Origin of the sequence: Robbsia sp. KACC 23696 (assembly GCF_039852015.1) — a bacterium.
GTDB lineage: Bacteria > Pseudomonadota > Gammaproteobacteria > Burkholderiales > Burkholderiaceae > Robbsia.
In genome coordinates, this window is sequence record NZ_CP156626.1 from 2,579,415 (window position 1) to 2,602,885 (window position 23,471).

Genomic DNA, 23,471 nt, shown 5'->3' on the forward strand with positions numbered 1-23,471 from the left:
GCTGGCCAGCCGCTCCCCTTTTCCCGTGCCGGGACGCCCCCTTGTGGTCGCGTCGTGTGCCTCGCTTACTTTTTTTTCACGGAAATTCGTCATGCTCGACGCTAATCTCAAAACGCAACTGAAAGGCTATCTCGAACGCGTCACGCAGCCGATCGAAATCGTCGTATCGCTCGACGGCGGCGAGAAGTCGCTCGAGCTGCAGGGCCTGCTGCGCGAAATCGCAGAACTGTCCACCCACATCACCGTGACCGAGCGGGTAGACGACGCGGAACGCAAGCCGTCGTTTTCGATCAATCGCCCTGGCGAGCAGACCGGTATCCGCTTTGCCGCCATTCCGATGGGTCATGAATTCACCTCGTTGGTGCTGGCGTTGCTGCAAGTCGGCGGCCATCCGCTGAAGCTCGAACCGGAAGTGATCGAGCAAATCCGCAACCTGGACGGCGACTACACGTTCGACAGCTATATTTCGCTGTCGTGCCAAAACTGCCCGGACGTCGTGCAGGCACTGAATGTGATGTCGCTGATCAATCCGAGAATCCGCAACACGACGATCGACGGCGCCCTGTTCCAGGACGAAGTCGAACAGAAACAAATCATGGCCGTGCCCACCGTCTATCTGAACGGTCAGGTGTTTGGCCAGGGCCGCACCAGCATCGAAGAGATCCTGGCGAAGCTCGATACCGGCGCCGCGGAACGCAAGGCCACGGAAATCGCGAAGAAAGGCACGTTCGACGTGCTGATCGTCGGCGGTGGCCCGGCCGCAGCAGCGGCGGCAGTGTATGCAGCACGTAAGGGCATCAAGACCGGTGTCGTGTCGGAACGCTTCGGCGGTCAGGTGCTCGATACCTTGGCAATCGAGAACTTCATCTCGGTGACGGAAACGGAAGGGCCGAAGTTCGCTGCGGCGCTGGAGCAGCACGTCAAGTCGTACGACGTCGACATCATGGACACGCAGCGCGCGGCGCATCTGGAAAGCGATGGCAAGAAGGTCAGCATCACGCTGGAAAATGGTGCCGTGCTGAAAAGCAAGACCGTCATCCTGGCCACCGGCGCACGGTGGCGCGAGCTGAATGTGCCGGGCGAACGCGAATATCGTAACCGCGGCGTGGCCTACTGCCCGCACTGCGATGGTCCGCTGTTCAAGGGCAAGCGCGTGGCGGTGGTGGGCGGCGGAAACTCCGGCGTGGAAGCGGCGATCGATCTGGCCGGTATCGTGGCCGAGGTAACGTTGCTCGAATTCGGCACGGAATTGCGTGCGGACGCGGTGCTGCAGAAGAAGCTGCGCAGCCTGTCGAACGTCACGATCATCACCGAAGCGCAAACCACCGAAGTCACCGGTGACGGCAGCAAGGTGAACGGCCTGGCATTCAAGGACCGTTCGACCGACACGATCAAGCACCTCGCGCTGGAAGGCGTATTTGTGCAAATCGGTCTGGTACCGAATACGGAATGGATCAAGGAAAGCCTGGCCTTGTCGAAGACCGGCGAGATCCAGATCGATGCGAAGGGTCAAACCTCGGTGCCGGGCGTGTTTGCCGCAGGCGACGTCACGACCGTGCCGTACAAGCAGATCGTGATCGCCGTCGGCGAAGGTGCGAAGGCCGCCCTGTCGGCATTCGATTACCTGATCCGTCATTCGGATATCGACGAAGTGGAAATCGCCACGCCGGAAACGGCACAGGCCTGATCCGCGCCTAAGCTGTCGGCCGGGCGACCGATCGACGGCCGATAGGAAGCACGGCCCGGCATGTCTTGAAGACATGCCGGGCCGTGTCGTTTGCCGCTTGACGTTAGACGCGCTGCGTGGCGAGATCGTCGGCGCAGCGTCGCGTGTCGTGTGTCGCGCGCCGACCGCCGTTCAGTTGGCCAACTTCTTGAACGTTTCGAGCACCGCCTCGCCGCGGAACGGCTTGACGATCCAGCCCTTCACGCCGGCAGCCTTGCCGCGCTCTTTCATCGCCGGACTGCTTTCCGTGGTCAGCATGATCACGTTGACGGTCTTATTCCCCAGCTCTCCGCGGATTTTTTCGACCATCGTCAGGCCGTCCATATTCGGCATGTTGACGTCGCTGATCACCAGCTTCACGCCGGGCGCCGCCTTCAATTTTGCCAGGCCGTCCTTGCCGTCCACCGCCGTTGCCACATCCAGACCGTTCTTGCGCAAAAAACCGGCGACTTCATCCCGCACGGTACCGGAATCGTCCACGACCAGAATCTTCGACATGCTTCCCCCTTCTTTTCTTTTACCTGCGTATGGCGCACGAGTCACCCGACCCGTCACGCGTTAAAACAATTCCAATTCGCCGCCACCCGCCTCCGCCATGTCGATCTCGGTGGCAAAGTCCAGCGTGGCATCGGTACAGACGCACAGCGTGGCGGCGAGGCGGACCGGCGCGACCTCGCCCTCCGCATCGCCGCCGACATCGACTGCAAAGCGGCACAGATAATCCGGCTTCATGCTGTCGAAATGCAGTTCACACTGCGGTCCGAGCACGTAAGGCGTCGACATGCCCAAGTCGGGAAAGTCCCGCAACAGTTCCTGATTGATCGCGCCGGCACACAGATTCGCAACCTCCAGGAAGCTGTCGTCGAACGACACGGCGCTGTCTTCACGCAGATAGTAGGCGCGGCTTCTCGCGTTATCCTGTACATGCAGCACCAGCATCAGGCGGAATACGATCGACGAAATCGTCAGGATCACCGCGCGTTCCGCCGTCTGCGCATGCGGCGCCTGACCCTGGACGATGACCTCGCAACGATCGCCGGGCTGTACGACCAGCCGGGTCAACGCCGCTTTTTCGAAGATGCGGCGAAAGCTCTCCGCGGCACGTTCGGTGATCACGATGCTTCCTCCGCCAACGCCGACTGGAAGCCGTGTGCCATCGCGCCCAACGCGCCCAACGACGCGGCGATCATCTTGCCGCCGGCCTGGATATCCTGAAAGGTGGCCGTCGTGGTCAGGTCGTTGCGATGCAGGCTGTGGCTATAGTCTTTGGACAACGCCTCGGACCGTGCGGCCAGGGAACGCACTTCGCCCGCGACCACGGCAAAGCCGCGTCCCGCTTCACCGGCCCGCGCCGCTTCGATCGACGCGTTCAAGGACACGATGACGACATGGCGCACGATCGACGACAGCGACGCGTTCTTCGCATGCATGTCCTGATTCTGCGTCATCAGCGATGTCATCTGTTCGTGCCACCGCTCGAACGTCGTCTTCAAGGCGGCCAGCCGCTCGGCTTCCGCAGTCAGGCGCGCGGCCTGCATCGCCCAGCCCTGACGTTCCCCGGTCAGGCGGGCCAAGGCATCCCGCATCGCCTCGGCGTCCTGCTCGCGCTGGGAGACCGCATCACGCAGGCTGTCGTTGCGGACTGCCAGCGCGCGGTTCGCTTCCTCGCTCCGCGCGAGCTGTGCCGCATGCGCCTCTTCCTGCGTACGTAACGCAGCGATGCGGCGCGCACTGTCCGCCGCCAGCTCCCGCACGATGCGCGCACGCGCGAATGCATGCCAGCATGCTGCAACTGCAGCGGTTGCCAGGGCGCCCACCAGTGCCGCGATCAACATATAAACCATCACATCCAACCTCATGCCGTGCGGACACGCCGACCATCGGCGCCCCGCCATTCCGTTTCATACCGATCGTCGGCGCCGATCAATGGCGTGCGACGTCGGCGCTTTATGCCAGTGCTTCTTCGTTATCGGCAGCGCGCGACATCGGTCTCGCGGCCGGCGCAGAGGCGATGTTCGAGGCCTCGGCCGCCATTGTCTGAATAGGCAAGGCATCGACGACGAAGCGACGCGGCAGACGGATCACCGTCTCGAATGCGCGAAACGCGGCGCCGACGTGAGAATCGGTGAAGCGCAACGCGATCGTGCCTTCATGTCGCGCAACGAAGTCGCGCACGGCGTCCATCCCGACACCGCGCCCCGACACCTCGCTGACCGTCGTCGCCGTCGAAAATCCGGCGCGGAAGATCAGATGCGCGATGTCTTCGTCGTCGATGACGTCGGTAGCGTCGAGCCAGCCCTTTTCCACCGCTTTCTCGCGAATCCGGCCCAGGGCGAGCCCGCGACCGTCATCGCTCAGCGTCAGTTGCACCGTCTCGCCTTCGGCCGCCACGGCGAGCTCGATCACGCCGTTGATCGCCTTACCGAGCGCCTGCCGTTCTTCGGCGGTTTCAATACCGTGATCCATGCTGTTACGCAGCAGATGCATGAACACGTTTTTCAAGACGTCGATGCCCTCGTCGCGCAGACGGTAGGCCTTATCGTCGACCAGCACGGCCGGCGGCGCCTTGCCCAGCTCCCGCGCCAGCGACGGCAAGGAACCAAACACGCCAGACAGCGCATCGTTGAAGGAACGCGTGGACACCAGGCTCAGACGATGGCGCACGGCATCGCGCATCGCCAGGGCGGCGGCATGATCGCCGACATCGGTCTGATCGAGCAGGCGCAGGCTCTGCGCAATCCATTCCGCGTCATCGCTGCGCACACCGCTCGCATCGACAACACCGGACTTGCGGCCCAGGCTCGTCGCGCTGATCGACTCATAGCGTTCCAGCGCTTCGCGTACGCGGCTCAGCTCGAACATCAAGGCGTCCTGATCCCACTGCGAGCGGACTTCCGCCTCCGAGCGACGCAGCGCATCGTAGGTTTGCTCGGTCTCGTGTACGACGTTCGTCAGATGCTGAAGATTGTAGGTCCGCGCATTGCCCTTCACCGTGTGCATATTGCGGAACAGCTCGGCAATGGCATCGCTGTCGGCATGCGAGGTTTCGCGGATGATGCGTTCGTTCTCGCGCACGAAGGTATTCGCACTGTCGAGGAAGTGATCGAATTTTTCCTGGCTGACCGCGAGGATTTCGCCGATGATTTCGAGACGATGTTTCTGCTCGCTCGCTTCGGCGGCGAGTTCGCGCAACTCCGTTACATCGCGAATGCAGAGCATCAGCCGCAGGATCACGTCCTCTTCGTTGGTGATCGCGGACCAGCTCAAGTCGAGGATCTTCACCCGCCCGTCCGGCATGCGCTTCTCGACTTCTCGCACCAAGAGGTCCTGGTTGAATGCGAAGTTCAGCATATCCTCGCCGAGACAGGCGCCCATCGCGGCGTCCACCTGCGACAGCGTATCGGCACCCAGAGACGTGTCCGAGAACACCAATTCCATCACGTCGCGACCCGCCACGTGCTGCGTCTCGAAAATCGATTCGAGATGGGCGGAGTACTCCGGATGGACCACGGGATGGCCATGGTGGCCATCCGCATCGCCCGCGCGCGGGACCACCGTCAGGATGCCCTGCTGCATGTTCTGCAGCATCGCCTGGATGTCGGCATTTTTTTGCTTCAACTGCGCCGCGCCTTGCTGGATGCGTTCGATCATGCCATTGAACGCGACCATCGAGTGTCCGACCTCGTCCATGCGTTCGACCGGTAGCCGACGCGTGAAGTCCTGACTGCTCGCGATCTCGCTCATCATCTTCTGCATCTTGCCCAGCGGGCCGGCGATCTGGCGATACAGCACGATGCCGATCGTCGTCAACAGCAGCACCGCGAACAAGGTCACCGCCGAGATCGCCGTAACAGTCGTCGCCAGGCTGCCGTTCAAGGTGTCGATCGCCTGATCCTTGTCCCGGTTCTTCTCGATACGCAAGGTATTGACGATGCCTTCGAGCTCGGTTTGATATTCAGCGACATTGGCAAACAGATAGGCTTGCGCGAGCGCATCCTTACCTGCCGCCTTCATCTTCACGGTGTCGTTGATGGCGGCGTAGTAATTCGCCACGCTCTCATTGGCTTGCGTGACCAACCCCTTTTGCGCCTGCGTATGGGCGCCGCGCTGTTGCAGCGCCAGTTGCGTCTGCACGGCAGCCTGGGCCGTCTTCAGTTGCGCCTCCGCCTGCTTGATCAACTCGGGATCGGTGGCGTAAACCAAAGTCATCGTCGCCAGTTGCACGTCTTTCAACTGCGCGACGAGATCGGACGAGGCCAAGGCGCTGGGCACCACACCCTGCGTCACCTCGCGCACGGCAGCAGCGCTGTGCTGCGAACGAAAGGCCGCATAGCCTCCGATGGCCGATAGCGCGACGAACATCAAAATGCCCAGTAGCGTGATACGGTGTCGAATCGTCATGGCAGGATTGCATCCCTTATTATGTCGTCGGTGTGGACGGACCGATTATCGAGACGCAATATGTCCGGTACGTGACATGTCATGGACGGTAAGGGCGACTTGCCGCCTTAACAACAACCGACAGCGATCGCCGATTTCGGTCCGCGCGCCGACGGTGCTTTACAATCCGCCCTCACGCTCCATGCACACGCATTGCGCGTCGCATGCGGCGACTGGCGAGGCCGGTGCATGCTCGCCGGCAATTCGAGAACTCTTGGGAAGATAGAAATGAGCGAAATCGTTCGCATTGAAACCGCGCAGCGCAGCAGCCGCGTGGTCAAGGCCGCAGGCCTGGTATTCGTCGGCGGTCAGACAGCCAACGACCGTTCGCAGGACGTGAAAGGCCAGACCGCCCAAGTCCTGGCGAAGATCGACGGTTTCCTGGCACAAGCCGGCATCGACAAGACCCGCCTGCTTAGCTCGCAGATCTGGCTTCGTGATATCGACCGTGACTTTGCCGCGATGAATGAAGTGTGGGACGCCTGGGTTGCGCCCGGTTGCGGTCCGACCCGCGCCTGCGTCGAGTCGAAGCTGGCGCTCCCGGATATCCTGGTCGAAATCACCGTCACGGGATTGGCGGCCGACTAAACCGGCCCCGGATTCGCGACCGCGTGTGCGAGCGAGTCGTCGGCACCGGTCGCGATACGGCGGGACCTTGCATCCCGCCGTCGCTGCCTCAGTCCAGTGGCGTCTGCACGAAACTGGCACGTTGCTCGACGATGCGCGAATAGGCGCCGAGCGTCGGATAGTCTTCCAGGCGGAAGCCCGGCACGGTATCGCCAAGCATATGCTGCGTGAAACGGAACACCACCGCAGCGGTGATGCCGTCCTGCGTGAGCGTGTCGCCGCTATCGAGGGCCTGCGCGCTGACGGCCGTCTCCAGGGTCCGGTAAGCGGCCTGTAACTGCTCGGTCACGCGTGCGACCCACGGCGCATGCTGTTTTTCTTCCGGACGCAGATGCCTTTCGTAGACGATCTGCATCGTCTTCTCGCTGGCGGCAAGGCTCAACCCGATCACGCGAAGCGCCTGAATACGCGCCGCCGGACCGCGCGGCATCAGACTGCGCAAACCACGCGCCGCGGCCAGGTCTTCCAGATACGCGATGATCAACGTGGAATCGATCAGCCATTGTCCGTCGTCGAGCACCAGCGTTGGTGCCTTGACGATTGGATTAACGCGCTTGAAATCGTCGTAATGGCGGAACACCGACAACGCGTCGTGTTCGAAGGCCATTCCCCATTCGTGCAGCGATATCGCCACGCGGCGTACGTACGGCGAATCCAACATGCCAATCAGCTTCATCTCGCTCCTTCGCTCTCGGTGACCATGCGCGCGCGAAACGCTCGACGGTGTGACGGCATCTCACCTGGTTCCGACCACGTCCGGCGCACGGGACTGCCAGCGTAACGCAGCGGATGACGCTTGCCTATTGAGATAAATTCACGGGCATGTGAGCGCCGGCCGCTTAATAGAACAAACCGCGATGGCCTGCAACGCCGCCCTCCAGCGTCAGCAGATGCTGCTTGCGCTCCAGACCGCCGGCATAACCGGTCAAGGTGCCGCTGGCGCCGATGACGCGATGGCATGGCACGATGACCGATATCGGATTGCGCCCCACGGCGTTGCCGATGGCCCGCGAGCCGCCAGGCGGCAGACCCGCCGCATTCGCCAGACTGCCATAGCTGACTTGCTTGCCGAACGGGATATCCAGCAACATCGCCCACACTTGCTGTTGAAACGGCGTTCCGGACAAGGTCAGCGGCACGCGGAACGCCTTCAGTTTCCCGGAAAAGTAGGCAACGATTTCGTCGTGCCCCTGCCGTACCGCCTCCGGAAGTTGCGTCCCGTCCTGCTCGGGCGACAGCACCGCGAGCTGGGTCGGGAAATGCTTCTGTCCGGCGAACCAGAGCCCGCTCAGATGGCGATCGTCGCCCCGCAGCACGATATCGCCCAGAGGACTGGGGAGCAGAAAACCCGGGCGGCTATCCGGGGCATGCGCCGAGCGGCGTTTCACTTCCGGTTGGGCCGCGCGGAGCGGTGACGCATCCGCCTGCACCGTCATTTTTTGACCGGCGACGGTATGGCCGGCATGATCGATGTGGTCCATTTGTCCCGCCGGTCCCGCGAGCGCCGCGTGACCGCTCTGCGTGCGTCGGGAAGGCGCCGCAGAACGCTTCGTCGGGGTCGTCGCGGGGGCGTCCTGTGCGTCGTATCGTTTCATTGTCTTCTCCAGCGATTCATCGGGCTTGCTGCTTGGATGCCGCTTGCCCGCATCGTTCGCGTTGTCGGCATCGTCTACGTCTACGTCTATGTCTGCGTCTGCCGAACGGCGCCCTTATCGGCGACGCCATCACCCGCCAGACGCCACAGGTGCATCACCGCGTAGGCACGCCACGGCTCCCATCGCGCCGCGTGCGCACGCAGCGCCGTCGCCGACGTGCAGCCGGTCTGTTTCAGCAGGACGCCGTCCGCTTCCGGCCAAGCATTGGGCCAGCCCAACACCCGCATGGCCAGATACTGCGCCGTCCACGCCCCGATGCCCGGCAAGGCCTGCAACGCGGCCAGCGTATCGTCCAAGGTCGCGCCACTCACGGCCAGCGGGCGCAGCGTCACCCGACCCTCGCTCAGCGCCTGCGCCAGACCGACGATCGCCCGCGCCCGCATCCGCGTCATGCCGATGGGACAGAGCCGGTCCGCTATCGCATCGAGCGACAGGTTTCGCAGTGCGTCGTCGAATGCCGCCGCATCGGGAAAGGTTCGGGTCAATGCGGTCGGCCGATAGGGATCGTCGGCAAGGGGGCGCCCGAACGTCGCGGCAAAGCGGCCCAACTTGGCCACGCATTGCGTTACGCTGACCTGCTGCCCCAGCACCGCCCGCACGCCCATCTCGAAACCATCGACCGCGCCGGGTACGCGGATGCCACGCAATCCGTCCGCCAGACTACCTAGATGGGCATCGATCCGATCCGGCTGCGCATCGAGATCGAACAGGCGTCGAATACAGGGCAACACCTGCGCCAATACCGGCGTCAACGAAGCCGATATCTGCACGACGATCGCATTGTTGCGCGGCGCATGCGTTACCCGGAACCAACCGTCGCGCATCGCGACGCGTCCCGGGGGCGTCTCCGCCTCCGCCACGCCTTGTTGCGCCGCCATCGCGGTCCCTGTCGGAACCGGCCAGGACAACACGCGTGCGTAACTGTCGTCATCGGCGAACTCGACCCCGGCAATCACGCGGCGCCGCAGAAAAGCCAGCACATGGTCCCATGCGTAGGGCGGCCGATAGACCAACGGCAGCACGAGCGGCGGTGCCGCCTCGGCCCTTGCCGCACGCCCGCCCGCCGAGGGAGCCCCGTTCGCGTCGTCCGGCGCATGCTTGCGCAAGCGCCCCGGGCTGAGTCCGTAGCGCTGCTGAAACAGATCGTTGAACCGACGCACGCTGCCAAAACCGGCGGCATGGGCGATCGCCGTCACCGGCAAGGCCGTATCGGTCAGCAGCCGTTTGGCCAGCAACAGACGCTGCGTCTGCGCGAACGCGACGATCGATACGCCGTAGCTGGCCTGAAACAGGCGCAGCAGATGCCGTGGCGTCACCCCCATCCGGCCCGCCAGCGCATCCACGTCGTGCTGATTCAGAAACCCTTCGGCGATCAGCGCCGCGGCCGCATCCGGGATATGCGAGGTCAGAAAAGCGTCGGTCCCCGATGACTCGGACAACGCACGACGTGCCGGCGCCAGCTCCGGACGGCATCGCAGGCAGGGCCGAAAGCCGGCATGTTCGGCCGCCGCCGCGGTGTTGAAAAAATGGCAATTGCGCTGTTGCGGCGCCCGCACCGCGCAGACCGGGCGGCAATAGATTCCCGTGGACGACACGCCGACGTAGAACCAGCCGTCGAAGCGGCGGTCCTTGGCGAGCAAACTGGCATAGCAGGTGGCGGGGTCGAGTTCCATCCCGACACTCTAGCGCATCGGCAGAGCGTAAACTCGCCGTTTTCAGACATCAGGACATCGGGCCATGGCGGCGCTCACGCCGACTCGCCCGCTTGCTCGAAGCCCTGCCCCTCCAGCACCTCGGTGACGCGGTCGGCAAAAGCGCGCGCCAGCAAGGACAAGGGCTCGAAACTGGAATGAACGAGGCTGACCGTCAGCTCCGCACCCTCGTCGATGGGACGCACGACGAACTCGCCGGCGGTGCGGCTTTTCACGGAAAACTCGTCGACTAGCGCGACGCCGGCACCGGCGGCGACAATCGAACAGGCGTTTTGCGGCGACGGCACTTCCACAGCCACGCGCAACGGCTCGTCGGCCTGCTCGTACATGGTCTCGACAAGCCGCCCGAATGGTGTCCCGGGCGCATAACCGATCAACGGATACTGTCGCAGGTCCGCGATCTGCAGACGCGCCCGATGGCCCAAGGGATGTCCATACGGCACGATGCAGACGATGCGCCCCTGCCGCAGCGGCGTCACGGTCAAATTGGGATGCGCGACGGGCATGATCGTAATGCCCAGTTCCGCTTCATGCGAGACCAGGCTATCGACGAGGGCGCCGTAATTCTGCCCGCGCAGCGTCACCTTCACGTCGGGGTGCTGCTCGCGGAAACGGGTAATGGCATGCGGCACGATCTGGTGACTGATGCTGGGGCTCGCCACCACGTGCACGATGCCGTGCCGCAACTCGGCCAGTTCCTGCGCACATTCGTTGACGCGTTGAACGCCCTGATACACGTCGTCCACCCGACGAAACAGCTCACGCGCCTCGGGAGTGGGATACAGACGTCCCTTGATCCGCTGGAAGAGCGGGAAGCCCAACCGCGACTCGGTATAGGACAGCAAGCGGCTCACAGCCGGTTGCGAGACGCATAACACCCGTGCCGCGGCACTGATCGAACCGGTCGTCATTACCGCCCGGAACACTTCGATTTGTCTTAAATTCAATGCCATCGCGCATATCGTTCGCATGAGTGGGTGCCCGACGATAGCAGAAAACCGCGCATAACCGGATGTTAAGTCAGTCGCACGAACAAGCATGAGGGGGTCGGAAAATCGTGCCCTTATACTCGGTCGCACTGGCGCTGCCCCGGCGCCACGCACTATTTCAAGATGAATCGACGACTTATCGAGCGTCTGCATGCGATCGTCGGCGATGCCGGCCTCGTCACAGACGCCGCCCAGCGCGAAGGCTATTTGACGGACTGGCTCGGCAAATGGCACGGTGCCGCCGCGGTGATCGTGCAGCCCGCTACCCCCGCCGAAGTCGCTGACATCGTTCGTATCTGCCACGCGACGCGGACGCCCATCGTGCCGCAGGGCGGCAATACCGGCATGAGCGGTGGCGCCACGCCGGACGCCAGTGGCGAGCAGGTGTTGCTGAGCCTGTCGCGGATGAATCGGATCCGGCATATCGACCCGATCAACAACACGCTGACGGCCGATGCCGGCGTGATTCTGACGGCCATTCAAACTGCGGCACAGGAAGCGGATCGCTTATTCCCGTTGAGCTTGGGTGCCGAGGATCGATGCACGATCGGCGGCAATCTGGCGACCAATGCCGGCGGCACCGCCGTACTACGCTACGGCAATACACGCGATCTGGTGCTCGGCATCGAAGTGGTTCTGCCCGACGGCCGACTATGGGACGGCCTGCGCGGGCTGCGCAAGGACAACACCGGCTACGGTCTGCGCGAGCTGTTTATCGGCTCCGAAGGCACGCTCGGCATCATCACCGGCGTTGTCCTGAAATTATTCCCGGCGCAGCGTGGACGCACCACCGCATGGCTCGGCGTGCAATCGCCGCAGAACGCGGTGACGCTGCTCACCGCATTGCGCGCGCGCTGCGGTGAGCGGCTGAATGCCTTCGAGATGATGTCCCACGCCTGCATCGATCTGGTCGTCGAACATCACGGCGACACCGTGCTGCCGATCGGCCCGCACCCCTACCATCTGCTGATCGAACTGTCGGATACCGATTCGGATGCCATGGGCACTGTCCTCGAGAGCGCGGTCGATGACGCGTTGGAGAGCGGCCTCGCCAGCGATGCGGTGATGGCGCGCAATGAGGCGCAACGCGCGGCATTCTGGCAAATCCGCGAGCGCATCTCGGACGCGCAGGTGCATGCGGGCAAGGCGATCAAGCACGACGTCGCCTTGCCGGTGTCACGGCTCGCCGCTTTCATCGAGACCGCGGACGCCGCCATTGCACGCCAGTTCCCGCATGGGCGCTTGGCCAATTTCGGCCACATCGGCGACGGCAATCTGCATTACAACGTCCTGGTGGACAAAGCGATCGACGACGACAGCTATGACCGCAATGTGGTCGCCATGAATCGCATCGTGCACGACCTGGTGGCCGAGCATGGCGGCAGCATCAGCGCCGAACACGGCGTGGGGCAGCTCCGTCGCGAGGCGCTTAAATCGTACAAATCGCCGATCGAGATGGAATTGATGCTGCGCATCAAGCAGGCTTTCGATCCGAACCACCTGCTCAATCCGGGCAAGATGCTGTAGTTCGCGGCCGCGTGCGATGCGGTCTGGCCGCGCCGCACGGGGCCATGCGTCAATTTGCCGCATAGGTCTTTGCGCACGCCGCCTCGGTCCATACCGCCTCTTTTCGTATTACGTAATTTCCGACGTAAGCCGCTGAAAACGAGAACGATTTGTATACCAAAAAAATACCGCTGCGCAACTGATTCGTCTGGCAACCTGACCGCAGGCGCGCGATGTTCGTGCTTGGCCTGAATCTGCCTCGTCAAGATTCGACTTCACCCGTCGTAAACCGTAATTCAAGATGCCGCTCCGCGGTCTGGCGCCCGCATCGCTGTCTACGATCGTGCGAGGCGATTTTGCTTGATCTACGTCCAACGGGGGAAGAGTAACAATGCTTACGAATTTGCGAATCGGCGGAAGGCTTTCGGTCGGATTCGGCACCGCGCTGATCGCGATGCTTGCCGTCCTGATTCTGGCCTTTATCGGCATGGCTCGGATGAACGCGTCCACGGAAGCGCTGGTGAACCAGCGCGTCGCGTTGATGCAGGCGATCAGCGACATCAAGTACGGCTCATTGACCGTTGGGAAGCTGGTATCCGATACGGCACTCGTTCCCTCGACCGACAATGTCGGCGACGCGCTGGTGAAGCTGATCCCGCTGCGCGAGAACAATCGGAAGACGATGGCCCAGATCACCAAGCTGTCGATCGCGAGCGACGAAAAAACCGCGCTGGCCAAGATCAACACCGTCAACGACGCGTACAAGGTCGCGCTGAACAATGCCATCAGCGGCTTGAACTCCGGCGATCGCGATCTGCTCGCCAGCCGCCTGCGCGAGCTCGTCGAACCGCAGTCCAACTACTATCAATCGTTGGACGAATTGAGCACCCTGGAAGCCAAAGAGGTGCATGCTTCCGTCGAACAGAACGCCGCCTTGTATCGCAATATCCGCTTGCTGCTGGCGATCATCGCCGTGGCGGCACTGGTGATCGTGGCAGCGGTGGCGATGACCATCTCGCGATCGATCATCCGTCCGCTCGGCGAAGCCGCCGCCTGTGCCGATGCAATCGCGCAAGGCGACCTCACCTATCCGATCAAGGCGCAGGGCCGCGATGAAGTGGCCGCCATGATGCGCTCGCTCGAAGCCGCCGTGGTGCAGATCAGCCAGATCGTCGGTCGCGTCAAAACTGCCGCCTCGCATATCACCGTTGCCAGCGCCGAATTGGCGCAAGGCAATGCGGACTTGTCGCAACGCACGGAAGAGCAAGCCGCGTCCTTGCAGGAAACGGCCGCCAGCATGGAGCAGCTGACGTCCACGGTTCGCCACAATAGCGACAATGCACGTCAGGCCAGCCAACTGGCGGAAGGCGCTGCGCGCATTGCCAACGAAGGGGCGACCGTGGTCAGCGGCGTGGCATCGACGATGCAGACCGTCGACGGTCAATCGAAGAAAGTCGCCGATATCGTCGGCATCATCGACAGCATCGCGTTCCAGACCAATATCCTGGCCCTGAACGCCGCGGTGGAAGCCGCCCGCGCCGGCGAGCAAGGCCGTGGCTTCGCCGTGGTGGCGGGGGAAGTCCGGACGCTCGCGCAACGCAGCGCGGCCTCGGCCCGTGAAATCAAGGAACTGATCGAAAAGACTGTTTCCGGGATCGGTGATGGCGTCGATCAAGTCACGCAGGCGCAATCGACGATGGGTCAGATGTCCAACGCGGTGCGGCGCGTCACCGACATCATGGGCGAAATCTCCGCCGCCTCCAGCGAGCAAAGCAACGGCATCGAGCAGGTGAACCGGGCGGTCGTGCAGATGGACGAGGTGACGCAGCAGAACGCGGCCTTGGTGGAGCAGGCTGCGGCGGCAGCCCAATCGCTGGCCCGTCAGGCCGACGAGTTGAGCCTTGCCGTTGCAGTGTTCCGCACCGAGGCCGGCGCAGGGTCCATGAGTGCGTCCATGAGCGCATCATCGGATAAGGCAGAGATGTCGGGCGCCACGCCGGCCTGGCAGCCGATGACCGCGTAAAGCCGCGGTAAAGACATAGCAAAACGCCAACGCGGCGCAGGGCCCATTCAAAGGGCGCTACGCCGCGTTGGCGTTTTCGGTTTCACTCGCCGTAAAAACAGCAGGCAAACGCCATCAACGCTGTCGCGATGTGGCGCGCGGCTTTATCCCATGCTGCGATGGCTCAATACGAAGTTATGCAGCGCGAGCTTGGCTTCCATCGGCAGGTCCTCGAACTCCAGACCGTATTCGAAACCAACGCCATCATCGCTACTGCCGTCGGCGACCTTCACATTCCGGATCGTGCTTTCGGCCTCGACGCAGACCGTGGACGCATGCATATCGAGATAGAAGCGCACGATGATGCGTTCGCCTGCCCCGCCGATCGGGTGCTGGGTCGATAGGGCCATGCCAAGCTCGCTGATGTCGTTGGCGATGCCCATGCCGCGCTCCAGTACCTTCATGGCCGGGATCGGCGCGGACTTGCGCGCGAAGATCACCGGGAAGCGCGTCTTGATCCGCTCGGCGCGGCGTTCGCGCACGCGACGGATGCTGCGTGGCTTGGACAGGATCACATACGGCGTCGGCGAATGACTGACGTGTTCGACGTCGCAGATAAAGAGATAGACCGCGCGTGCCGATACGGCGACCACCTGCACGGTATCGCGCGCCTCGATCGCGAGACGGCCGGTGCTCGATGCCGGCGGCGTGATGAAGATCGCCTCGTTCGGTGCCATGCCGATCACGCGGCTACCGCAAGCGGCCTCCACGCCATTTAGCCGGCTGCGCACGCCCAGGCGGGAACCGATCTTCAGGCCCATATCGAGCAACTTGATCGCGCCTGTCCCAGCCGCGCCCTCGTCGCCGCGCTCGCCGCCCATCGGGAACACGCCGGAACCGTAATCGCAATGCGGCTCGAATTGTTCGAACAGGAAATCCCGATCGCGCTCGCTGGGCAGGATCGCACCGGCATCCAGCAGCAATGCTCCCCCGACATCGCAGATGCGCCATGCAAGGGGGCGACCGATCGGCACATCTTCCGGATTGAGCGGGCCGGGCTTGACGTCGAAGTCGGAGGTCTCGATATCGAGCAAGACCGCGTCATCGGCGGCATCGAGTCCTTCGAACGGATCGGCGTCCGCGTCCCGCGTCGGCATGGCCATGGCCGGCGCGGCCGTGGGCCAGGCCGGTGCCGCCGGGCGACGCTCGGGCGCTGCCGGTGCGGGCGATGCCGGAGCTGCCGGAGCAGGCGTCCTTGAGCGTGGAGCGCCTGCGAAATTCGGCAAGGATTTCCCGGCGGATTTTTGGCCGATGAGCGTCGGTTCCTCGCGCCGCATCAGACTCACTACTTTTTCGTGGTCGCCGTTCGAGGACGGTAAGCCGGTCGGTACCTTCACAGCCGATACTCTCTATGAAATCTCGCGTTGGCGGACGGTGACACCGGCGCCTACGTCATGCCGTCGACATCGATTCGACTGTCTTCGGCATGGTGCGGCGGGCGCGCGACCGGCCCTCTCCGGATTGCTCCGGTCTTTCGCTTGTCCTCGTCACCGACACCCGCGGCAACGTCCCTGGAAACGCTTTTTATACCGCCTTGACCGGTGCAGAAAGACTAGTCAATAACGACGTTTGCCAAGTAAGGAATGCGTTGTAATCGTAGCAGATATGTAAACGAACGTCTGTTTCTTCCGCGTGACAATTTCTTCTAATAAAGCGTTTTTTAACAGCAGTTTAGCTGTATGTGTCGGCGGGACCGGCACAGCGCGGAGACGTTCTGCGGGACGCAGTCTATCCCGCCTAATTGCGAGTGGGAAGCGCTGTCTGGAGCGTTGCTTTTCACTCATGCTTCGGCGTGACGCTATCGGAATGATTTTCCGCAACGGCACCACATTTCGCCGCTTTGACGATGACCGCAGAGTAGACCGACGGGTCGTCCGCATCGAAAGAGGCCCGGCCTTTGACAACATCGGGCGTCCTCAAATGGCCTTCTGTCAGTTTCGCATCGATAGCGGCGAGCGGGAAGCGCTTGCCGTCGGGAGAATAGGCCGACAAACAGAGCTTGCTCAGATCGAGCTTTTCTTCGGAAAGATAGGCCAGGCCGATGCGGAATTGCTTGGTATAGCGTGCCGTCGTGCCGGTCATCTTCGCGCTCTGCGCGTCAGGCTGCGAGTACACGACCACAAGATCGAGATCCGGCTCATTGGCCCAGGCGGAGAGCGGGGTCATGACAAGTAAACAGCTTGTTATCGCGGCGCGTGGTTTCATTCGGATTCCTTATTGATTACTTCACGGAAGACCTTAGCAGCTTTGCCAGACCGATGGTAGGCGCCGATTCTTATTCAACAGATACGGAAGCCGCAGAAGCAATGCGGCAAGCGAAGGCGGCGCAGCATTGCCGATACGCCCCTATCGCACGCTACAGACATGCAAACGGACGGGGGGGGGGGCCGCAAACACAAAAAGAAAAAGAAAAAGCCCTACAGACGTTAATCTGTAAGGCTTCGAATTCTCTTGGTCGGGGCGAGAGGATTTGAACCTCCGACCACCTGCACCCCATGCAGGTACGCTACCAGGCTGCGCTACGCCCCGAAAGAACGCAATTATAACCACTCCGTTCCATTCGAACAAGCGCCACGCGTCAACAAATCATCAAGTTTCTTGTTCCGGCGAATGCATCGGCGTCGCGTCGTTGCCAAAGTCGAATTCGAGCTCTTGCGCGGCGTCGCCGGTCTCGGGCGATGACGGTACATTCGTGACCGCGCTTGCTGCCCCGCTCGCTGCTAATTTCGTGCCTTGGCGACCTGCCGACTTCGCGGCGGCCTTCGCGGCAACCTGCTCGGCGGCGGCGCGCAGCGCGTCACGCACTTCGACAATGTCGCTACGTAAGCGGTCCAGATCGACCGCCGCCCCACCCTGCGCGCCAGAGGACGATGCCCCGCCCTCATCTACGCCGCCGCCAAGCGCCTTTGCAACGCCGCCTTCGGGCCATGCCTGTACGACATCGAGATCGTCTTCCTCGTCATGCGCGTGCGCGCCGCCCGACAGCCTATTGCGCGCCCCGTTGATCGTGAAGCCCTGCTCATAGAGCAAGTCCCGAATGCGGCGGATAAGCAATACTTCGTGATGCTGATAATAGCGGCGATTGCCGCGACGCTTGACCGGCTTGAGCTGCGTGAACTCCTGCTCCCAATACCGCAGGACATGTGGCTTCACGCCACATAGCTCACTGACTTCGCCTATCGTGAAATAGCGTTTCGCCGGAATCGGCGGAAGCGGTAGGGCAACAGCGGCAGCTTTATCCATGGTTAGCGCGAGGGGTCAGCGGCGATCAGCCTGGGCATCCATGGCGCCACCGTTCAGCGAACGAAAGCCGTCTTGGACGTTCCACCTTCAACCAGACCTTTCAGCTTCTGGCTCGCATGGAAGGTCACTACCCGACGCGCCGCAATGGGAATGGCTTCGCCGGTCTTCGGATTCCGGCCAGGGCGTTGCGGCTTGTCACGCAACTGGAAGTTGCCGAACCCCGACAGCTTCACACACTCCCCGCTTTCCAACGCGCTGCGCAACACGTCGAAAAAAGCCTCGACCATGTCCTTCGCTTCACGCTTGTTCAATCCCACATTATCGAACAGCAATTCGGCCAATTCGGCCTTCGTCAAGGTTGGCGTCTCGGACACATTCGCGCCCACACCGCTCGCCGATTCACGGGCTAGCGTGCTGCGCTGGGCCGACACCAAAGCCTCGAATTCACTGGAGTCCATTTCATTCATATCAAATACCGGATGCCACCAGGCATCCTCGCCGTTGTCGTTTCCCTAGTTGGATGCTCAGAATCCGATCGGAAACACGTCGGGCACACTGCGCACCGCGCGGTGATGTGCGTCGGGATGACGGTCGTGCCATGTCCCTTCTACCCCGCGCCGCGTCTCGGATTACGATCAATCCGTTCAGACGAGACGCGTCGGTCACATCGCACTGTGCCACTCTCCGTCCATCAACCACGCAGCCGCGCGCCAAAATCTCGCGCCAATCGGTCGACGAGGATCTGCACGGCCGCATCGGCCGCACCCTCCTGAAGCGTCCCGCCAGTATCTTGCAAGCCAATTCTGAAAGCAAGGCTTTTCTCGGTCGCTGCCAAGCCACCGGATTGCCCATCCTTCGGGCGAAATTCATCAAACAAAGCAATATGTTGCACAATCTGGCAAGCCGGGTCGCGACGCGCTTCCTGCAGTGCATCCAGCAGCGCTTGCACCCCCACTTCGCGGTTCACGACAACGGCAATATCGCGTCGCGCAGGCGGGAATTTAGACACCGATGACGGATCTGGCAACGCCCGATTCGACAGTGCCGATACGTCTACTTCAAACACCACCGGCGCGCGCGGTAAATCATATTTGCGCTGCCAACTCGGATGCAGTTCCCCGATCCAGCCCACGACCTTGCCATCCACTTCCACGCGGGCGCTGCGCCCCGGATGCAAAGCCGGATGCTCGGCCGACACAAAGCGCGGTACCACCGGTGCAAACAGCGCTTCCAGATCGCCCTTCACGTCGAAGAAATCGACCTGACGCGCCGCCTCGCCCCACTGCTCGTCGGCCACGGCGCCATACGCCAGCGCGCCCAGCTTCACCGGCTGTGCAATCCCGGCAATCGCCATCGGACCCGCCGCCAATGCGGCGTCACGGATAAACACGCGGCCCAATTCGAACACGCGCACCCGATCCGCGCGGCGGCTCAGGTTGTGCTTCAACACTTCGACCAGGCTGCCGATCAGCGTGCTGCGCATCACCGACAACTGACTCGCGATCGGGTTCAGCAGCTTGATCGGTGCGGCGTTCGCCGCGAAGTCCGTCTCCCACTGCGCATCGACGAAACCGAAGCTGACCGTCTCGGCGTAATCGCGCGCGGCGGTACGGTGCCGGATGTCGTGCGACGAACGATGCGTTTCATCGGTCCCGCGCATCTGGTTCGGTGCCATCGGCGCGCGCGACGGAATCTTCTCGAAACCGTAGATACGCGCGACTTCCTCGATCAGATCTTCCTCGATCTCGATATCGAAACGATAGGACGGCGGCGTGACGGAGAACACCTCGCCGTCCTGCGTGAACGACAAATGCAGCCGCGTGAAAACGTCCTTGACGATCTCGGCGTCCAAGGGGATGCCGATGATGCGTTCGGCGCGCGAGACGCGCATCGTCACCGGCGCGCGCTGCGGCAGATTGACGATCTGGTCGTCGATCGGACCGACCTGGCCGCCACACACGTCCACCAACAGACGGGTGATCCACTCGAGATGCTCGACCGTCGTCGCGTAATCCACGCCGCGCTCGAAGCGGTGTGCCGCATCCGTCGAGAAGTTATAACGGCGACCGCGACCGCGCACGCTGTCCGGCCACCAGAAGGCGGCTTCCACATAGATGTTCGTCGTGTCCAACGTCACCGCGGTACTGTCGCCGCCCATGATGCCGGCAAGACTTTCGACGCATTCCGCGTCGGCGATGACGCCCACCGTTTCGTCCAGCGTGACGGTGTTGCCGTTCAACAGCTTCAACGTCTCGCCGGCCTTGCCCCAACGGACATCCAGATCGCCATGAATCTTGTCGAGATCGAAGACGTGCGTCGGACGACCCAGTTCGAGCATCACGTAATTCGAGATGTCGACCAGCGCGGAGACACTGCGCTGCCCGCAACGCTCGAGGCGCCGCGCCATCCAGTCCGGCGTCTTCGCGCGTGCATTGACGCCACGAACCACGCGTCCCGAGAAGCGGCCGCACAGATCCGGCGCGCTGATGGTGACCTTGCGCAATTCGTCCAAGGTCACCGCCACCGGCGTGAACGTCTCGCGTTGCATCGGCGCGCCGGTGATGGCGGCCACTTCACGCGCGATACCGTGCACGGACAGACAATCAGCTTTGTTCGGCGTCAGCTTGACTTCGAACACCTGGTCGTCGAGATCGAGATACTCGCGGATCGACACGCCAACCGGCGCGTCGTCGGCCAGAATCATCAGGCCGCCATGATCCTCGGACAGCTTCAGCTCGCGCGCCGAGCACAACATGCCCGCGCTTTCGACGCCGCGCAACTTGCCCAGCTTGATCTTGAACGGATCGCCACCGGCTTCGGCGGGCGGCAGTTCGGCCCCCACCAGCGCGGCAGGCACCTTGATCCCGACGGCGACATTCGGCGCGCCGCACACGATCTGCAGCGGCTCACCCTGCCCGACATCGACGCGGCAGACATTCAGGCGATCGGCATCGGGATGCTTCTGGATCTCGAGCACGTGTCCGATCACGACCTTCGTGAAAGGCGCCGCCGCCGGCGTCATCCCTTCCACTTCGATACCGGACATCGTCAAGGCGTGCGCGAGCGCTTCCGTCGACAAAGGCGGGTTGACGACTTTTCTCAGCCAGGATTCTGGGAATAACATCTTGTTCGTTTCCTTGTTGCAATCTCGATCCGAGATGCGCGCTATGCACTGCAGCCCTCTCGGGCGTTCGTCGAAGCGGGCCTCGCGCGGACCGAGCTCGCGTCGAACATCGCCGCGCATCGCGCGATCCGATCGGTTCGACAGCTATCGAAGGACGGTGTCGATGGCTACGGGTGTATGCACACGCATGCGCCACGCCTCATGCCACCGTCCCGCCGGCGTTACGCGAACTGCTTGAGGAAGCGCAGGTCGTTTTCGAAGAACGGCCGCAGATCCTGCACGCCATAACGCAGCATCGTCAGACGCTCCAGACCGCTGCCGAAAGCAAAACCGACAAAGCGCTCCGGATCCAGGCCCATATTGCGCACGACGGTGGGATGCACCTGCCCCGCGCCGGAGATTTCGAGCCAACGGCCGGCATTCGCACCGCGCTCGAACTTCATATCGATTTCCGCCGACGGTTCCGTGAACGGGAAGTACGACGGGCGGAAACGCACGACGATATCGTCGCGTTCGAAGAACTGGCGCAGGAAGTCCGTATAGACGCCCTTCAAGTCGGCAAAGCTGACGTTCTCGTCGATCCACAGGCCTTCGACCTGGTTGAACATCGGCGAGTGCGTCGCGTCGCTGTCCACGCGATAGGTCCGACCCGGCACGATCACCTTGATCGGCGGCGTATGCGTACGCGCGTAACGCACCTGCATCGGACTCGTGTGCGTGCGCAGCAGCAGCGGACGGCCCTGCTCGTCCTTGTCCTCGATATAGAACGTATCCTGCATCGAACGCGCAGGATGATTCTCGGGGCTGTTCAGCGCCGAGAAATTGAACCAATCGTTTTCGATTTCCGGACCATCGGCCACGTCGAAACCAATCGACGCGAAGATGCGCTCCACGCGTTCACGGGTCTGCATCACCGGGTGCAACGTACCGGTCTGCGCACGACGACCCGGCAGCGTCACATCGATCGCTTCGGCCGTCAGCCGCTGGTTCAGCAAGGCATCCGCCAGTGCCTGGCGCCGCGCATTCAAGCCATTCTCGATGGCTTGTTTCGCGACATTGATCCGCGCCCCTTCCTGCTTGCGCACTTCCGGATCAAGCTTGCCCAGGCCCTTGAGCAGCTCGGTCAGTTGTCCCGCCTTGCCGAGATACTTGGCCTTTTCATTTTCGAGCGCCACGACGTCATTGCATTGCGCAAAGCCGTCCAGCGCGACCGTCACAATCTGGTCCAGGTCCATAAATCTCTTTTTGATGCGCCGCCGTCATTGCCATGCGGGCCATCCAATCCGGATCGTGCATTCCGGTCTTCGATCCGCGCGACGCATGCGGTATCGAAACCCGTCCATGCCATCGCTCCCGGTGGACTGATAACGTCGGCGAAATATTCGTCGCCTGATGGGCCTACTCACCACCCTGCAAGGTCAACAAAAAAGGGGGCCACCAGCCCCCTTTCCCGCACTACAGCGCGATACCGCCGCGCTTGCCATCCGGAAAGCGATGGCAGAACGTCGCGTGCACGTCGGACTGCACGGCACGCGCTGTCCTTTACGCTGCTTGCACTTCCTTCACGCGAGCAACGATTGCAGCAAATGCCGGCTTGTCGAAGATCGCCATGTCGGACAGAACCTTACGGTCCAGCTCGATAGCCAGCTTCTTCAAACCGTTCATGAACACGCTGTACGTCACGCCATGCTCACGCGATGCCGCATTGATACGTGCAATCCAAAGCGCACGGAACACGCGCTTCTTGTTGCGACGATCGCGGTATGCGTATTGGCCGGCACGCATGACGGCCTGCTTGGCGATACGATAAACGTTATTGCGACGGCCGCGGAAACCCTTGGCCTTGACAATGATCTTCTTGTGACGGGCCCGCGCTGTGACCCCGCGTTTTACTCTAGGCATGGAATGCTCCTATTTGCAGGGTTAAGCGTACGGCATCATCGCGCGCACGGACGCGACGTCCGATGCGTGGACACCTTCGGTACCACGAAGTTGACGCTTGTTCTTCGTCGTCTTCTTGGTCAGGATGTGGCGCTTGAAGGCTTGACCGCGCTTGACGGTACCGCCCGGACGCACGACAAAGCGCTTGGAGGCGCTTTTCTTCGTCTTCATCTTCGGCATGAGAACCTACTCCAACTCTTTGGCATGAGATCAGGTGTCCGGCTTCCGCCGTCCTTGCTTGACCCGATCTCACTTGTTTTCGCGATACCGCGCGATGCGCACTGCACGCACCCTCGCCGTACCGCCCCCGGCAACCTGACTGCGTCGACGGAGCCCTGCACGTCACCTGCACGCCGGTGCTTCACGAATAGGCGGCGCTCCAGAAAAAATCCAGCACGCCGACCCTTCACGTCACACCCGTTCAACCGCGTCCAGGTAACGCTTAC

19 protein-coding genes, 1 tRNA gene and 1 pseudogene are annotated in these 23,471 nt (G+C 62.4%); 4 read left to right on the top strand and 17 right to left on the bottom strand.

Translation table 11 applies throughout. The features are described from left to right. The first annotated feature begins 91 nt into the window (after positions 1-91). The gene (ahpF, locus tag ABEG21_RS10735) at positions 92-1,687 is read left to right on the top strand and encodes an alkyl hydroperoxide reductase subunit F (protein ID WP_347554609.1); all 1,596 of its coding nucleotides are present in this window, start codon (positions 92-94) and stop codon (positions 1,685-1,687) included. Positions 1,688-1,858: 171 nt separating this feature from the next. Here ahpF and ABEG21_RS10740 read toward each other — a convergent pair whose 3' ends face one another. The 4 genes from ABEG21_RS10740 to ABEG21_RS10755 all read right to left on the bottom strand — a co-directional run bounded on the left by ABEG21_RS10740 (position 1,859) and on the right by ABEG21_RS10755 (position 6,127). Beyond that, positions 1,859-2,224 carry a response regulator gene (locus ABEG21_RS10740; RefSeq protein ID WP_347554610.1) on the bottom strand — a complete coding sequence of 122 codons (366 nt, stop codon included), beginning with the start codon at positions 2,222-2,224 and terminating at the stop codon, positions 1,859-1,861. Between the two features lie 60 nt (positions 2,225-2,284). Further along, positions 2,285-2,842: a hypothetical protein gene (locus tag ABEG21_RS10745; RefSeq protein ID WP_347554611.1), complete on the bottom strand. Its 558-nt coding sequence runs from the start codon at positions 2,840-2,842 to the stop codon at positions 2,285-2,287. After that, the gene (locus tag ABEG21_RS10750) at positions 2,839-3,570 is read right to left on the bottom strand and encodes a methyl-accepting chemotaxis protein (RefSeq protein WP_347554612.1); all 732 of its coding nucleotides are present in this window, start codon (positions 3,568-3,570) and stop codon (positions 2,839-2,841) included. The genes ABEG21_RS10745 and ABEG21_RS10750 overlap by 4 nt, the downstream gene beginning before the upstream one ends. A 103-nt stretch (positions 3,571-3,673) precedes the next feature. Further along, positions 3,674-6,127: an ATP-binding protein gene (locus ABEG21_RS10755; RefSeq protein WP_347554613.1), complete on the bottom strand. Its 2,454-nt coding sequence runs from the start codon at positions 6,125-6,127 to the stop codon at positions 3,674-3,676. Positions 6,128-6,394: 267 nt separating this feature from the next. Here ABEG21_RS10755 and ABEG21_RS10760 point away from each other — a divergent pair, with 267 nt between their 5' ends. Beyond that, a complete protein-coding gene (locus ABEG21_RS10760) occupies positions 6,395-6,754 on the top strand; it encodes a RidA family protein (RefSeq protein ID WP_347554614.1) in 360 nt (119 codons plus the stop codon). Between the two features lie 88 nt (positions 6,755-6,842). Here the strand turns inward: ABEG21_RS10760 and ABEG21_RS10765 are convergent, their stop codons facing one another. From ABEG21_RS10765 to ABEG21_RS10780, 4 genes are all read right to left on the bottom strand, one after another. Further along, the gene (locus ABEG21_RS10765) at positions 6,843-7,469 is read right to left on the bottom strand and encodes a glutathione S-transferase family protein (RefSeq protein ID WP_347554615.1); all 627 of its coding nucleotides are present in this window, start codon (positions 7,467-7,469) and stop codon (positions 6,843-6,845) included. Positions 7,470-7,632: 163 nt separating this feature from the next. Beyond that, positions 7,633-8,136, bottom strand: coding sequence for a methylated-DNA--[protein]-cysteine S-methyltransferase (locus ABEG21_RS10770; RefSeq protein ID WP_347556734.1), 504 nt, complete (start codon positions 8,134-8,136; stop codon positions 7,633-7,635). A 338-nt stretch (positions 8,137-8,474) separates the two neighbouring features. Next, positions 8,475-10,121 carry an AlkA N-terminal domain-containing protein gene (locus ABEG21_RS10775; protein WP_347554616.1) on the bottom strand — a complete coding sequence of 549 codons (1,647 nt, stop codon included), beginning with the start codon at positions 10,119-10,121 and terminating at the stop codon, positions 8,475-8,477. Between the two features lie 74 nt (positions 10,122-10,195). After that, a complete protein-coding gene (locus tag ABEG21_RS10780; protein WP_347554617.1) occupies positions 10,196-11,113 on the bottom strand; it encodes a LysR substrate-binding domain-containing protein in 918 nt (305 codons plus the stop codon). Positions 11,114-11,272: 159 nt separating this feature from the next. Between ABEG21_RS10780 and ABEG21_RS10785 the strand changes: the two genes are divergently transcribed. Further along, positions 11,273-12,676: an FAD-binding oxidoreductase gene (locus ABEG21_RS10785; RefSeq protein WP_347554618.1), complete on the top strand. Its 1,404-nt coding sequence runs from the start codon at positions 11,273-11,275 to the stop codon at positions 12,674-12,676. A 370-nt stretch (positions 12,677-13,046) separates the two neighbouring features. Further along, positions 13,047-14,678, top strand: a complete 1,632-nt coding sequence (locus ABEG21_RS10790) for a methyl-accepting chemotaxis protein (RefSeq protein WP_347554619.1) — start codon at positions 13,047-13,049, stop codon at positions 14,676-14,678. A 143-nt stretch (positions 14,679-14,821) separates the two neighbouring features. On the opposite strand, the gene ABEG21_RS10795 is transcribed toward ABEG21_RS10790, so the two are convergent. From ABEG21_RS10795 to rpmI, 9 genes and pseudogenes are all read right to left on the bottom strand, one after another. Then, a complete protein-coding gene (locus tag ABEG21_RS10795) occupies positions 14,822-16,054 on the bottom strand; it encodes a flagellar brake protein (RefSeq protein WP_347554620.1) in 1,233 nt (410 codons plus the stop codon). Between the two features lie 439 nt (positions 16,055-16,493). Beyond that, positions 16,494-16,922, bottom strand: coding sequence for a DUF4354 family protein (locus tag ABEG21_RS10800; protein WP_347554621.1), 429 nt, complete (start codon positions 16,920-16,922; stop codon positions 16,494-16,496). 247 nt (positions 16,923-17,169) lie between these two features. Continuing rightward, a tRNA-Pro gene (locus tag ABEG21_RS10805) sits at positions 17,170-17,246 on the bottom strand. Positions 17,247-17,504: 258 nt separating this feature from the next. Beyond that, positions 17,505-17,960 (bottom strand): annotated as a pseudogene (locus tag ABEG21_RS10810) (MerR family transcriptional regulator); the annotation flags it as partial. Between the two features lie 53 nt (positions 17,961-18,013). After that, positions 18,014-18,427, bottom strand: coding sequence for an integration host factor subunit alpha (locus ABEG21_RS10815; RefSeq protein ID WP_347554623.1), 414 nt, complete (start codon positions 18,425-18,427; stop codon positions 18,014-18,016). A gap of 224 nt (positions 18,428-18,651) precedes the next feature. Continuing rightward, on the bottom strand, positions 18,652-21,084 hold the full coding sequence (gene pheT / locus ABEG21_RS10820; protein WP_347554624.1) for a phenylalanine--tRNA ligase subunit beta: 2,433 nt from the start codon (positions 21,082-21,084) through the stop codon (positions 18,652-18,654). Between the two features lie 221 nt (positions 21,085-21,305). Then, positions 21,306-22,319, bottom strand: a complete 1,014-nt coding sequence (gene pheS, locus ABEG21_RS10825) for a phenylalanine--tRNA ligase subunit alpha (RefSeq protein ID WP_347554626.1) — start codon at positions 22,317-22,319, stop codon at positions 21,306-21,308. A 307-nt stretch (positions 22,320-22,626) separates the two neighbouring features. Next, a complete protein-coding gene (gene rplT, locus ABEG21_RS10830) occupies positions 22,627-22,986 on the bottom strand; it encodes a 50S ribosomal protein L20 (RefSeq protein ID WP_347554627.1) in 360 nt (119 codons plus the stop codon). Between the two features lie 21 nt (positions 22,987-23,007). Next, positions 23,008-23,205, bottom strand: a complete 198-nt coding sequence (rpmI, locus tag ABEG21_RS10835) for a 50S ribosomal protein L35 (RefSeq protein ID WP_347554628.1) — start codon at positions 23,203-23,205, stop codon at positions 23,008-23,010. Positions 23,206-23,471: the final 266 nt, after the last annotated feature.

Coding starts and splice junctions, on each gene's coding strand:
- ABEG21_RS10740 (WP_347554610.1), bottom strand. CDS start 2,224: ATGTCGAAGATTCTGGTCGTGGACGATTCCGGTACCGTGCGGGATGAA.
- ABEG21_RS10760 (WP_347554614.1), top strand. CDS start 6,395: ATGAGCGAAATCGTTCGCATTGAAACCGCGCAGCGCAGCAGCCGCGTG.
- ABEG21_RS10800 (WP_347554621.1), bottom strand. CDS start 16,922: ATGAAACCACGCGCCGCGATAACAAGCTGTTTACTTGTCATGACCCCG.
- rplT (WP_347554627.1), bottom strand. CDS start 22,986: ATGCCTAGAGTAAAACGCGGGGTCACAGCGCGGGCCCGTCACAAGAAG.
- pheS (WP_347554626.1), bottom strand. CDS start 22,319: ATGGACCTGGACCAGATTGTGACGGTCGCGCTGGACGGCTTTGCGCAA.
- ABEG21_RS10815 (WP_347554623.1), bottom strand. CDS start 18,427: ATGAATGAAATGGACTCCAGTGAATTCGAGGCTTTGGTGTCGGCCCAG.
- ABEG21_RS10785 (WP_347554618.1), top strand. CDS start 11,273: ATGAATCGACGACTTATCGAGCGTCTGCATGCGATCGTCGGCGATGCC.
- ABEG21_RS10775 (WP_347554616.1), bottom strand. CDS start 10,121: ATGGAACTCGACCCCGCCACCTGCTATGCCAGTTTGCTCGCCAAGGAC.
- ABEG21_RS10750 (WP_347554612.1), bottom strand. CDS start 3,570: ATGGTTTATATGTTGATCGCGGCACTGGTGGGCGCCCTGGCAACCGCT.
- ABEG21_RS10780 (WP_347554617.1), bottom strand. CDS start 11,113: ATGGCATTGAATTTAAGACAAATCGAAGTGTTCCGGGCGGTAATGACG.
- ABEG21_RS10755 (WP_347554613.1), bottom strand. CDS start 6,127: ATGACGATTCGACACCGTATCACGCTACTGGGCATTTTGATGTTCGTC.
- ahpF (WP_347554609.1), top strand. CDS start 92: ATGCTCGACGCTAATCTCAAAACGCAACTGAAAGGCTATCTCGAACGC.
- ABEG21_RS10790 (WP_347554619.1), top strand. CDS start 13,047: ATGCTTACGAATTTGCGAATCGGCGGAAGGCTTTCGGTCGGATTCGGC.
- pheT (WP_347554624.1), bottom strand. CDS start 21,084: ATGTTATTCCCAGAATCCTGGCTGAGAAAAGTCGTCAACCCGCCTTTG.
- ABEG21_RS10765 (WP_347554615.1), bottom strand. CDS start 7,469: ATGAAGCTGATTGGCATGTTGGATTCGCCGTACGTACGCCGCGTGGCG.
- rpmI (WP_347554628.1), bottom strand. CDS start 23,205: ATGCCGAAGATGAAGACGAAGAAAAGCGCCTCCAAGCGCTTTGTCGTG.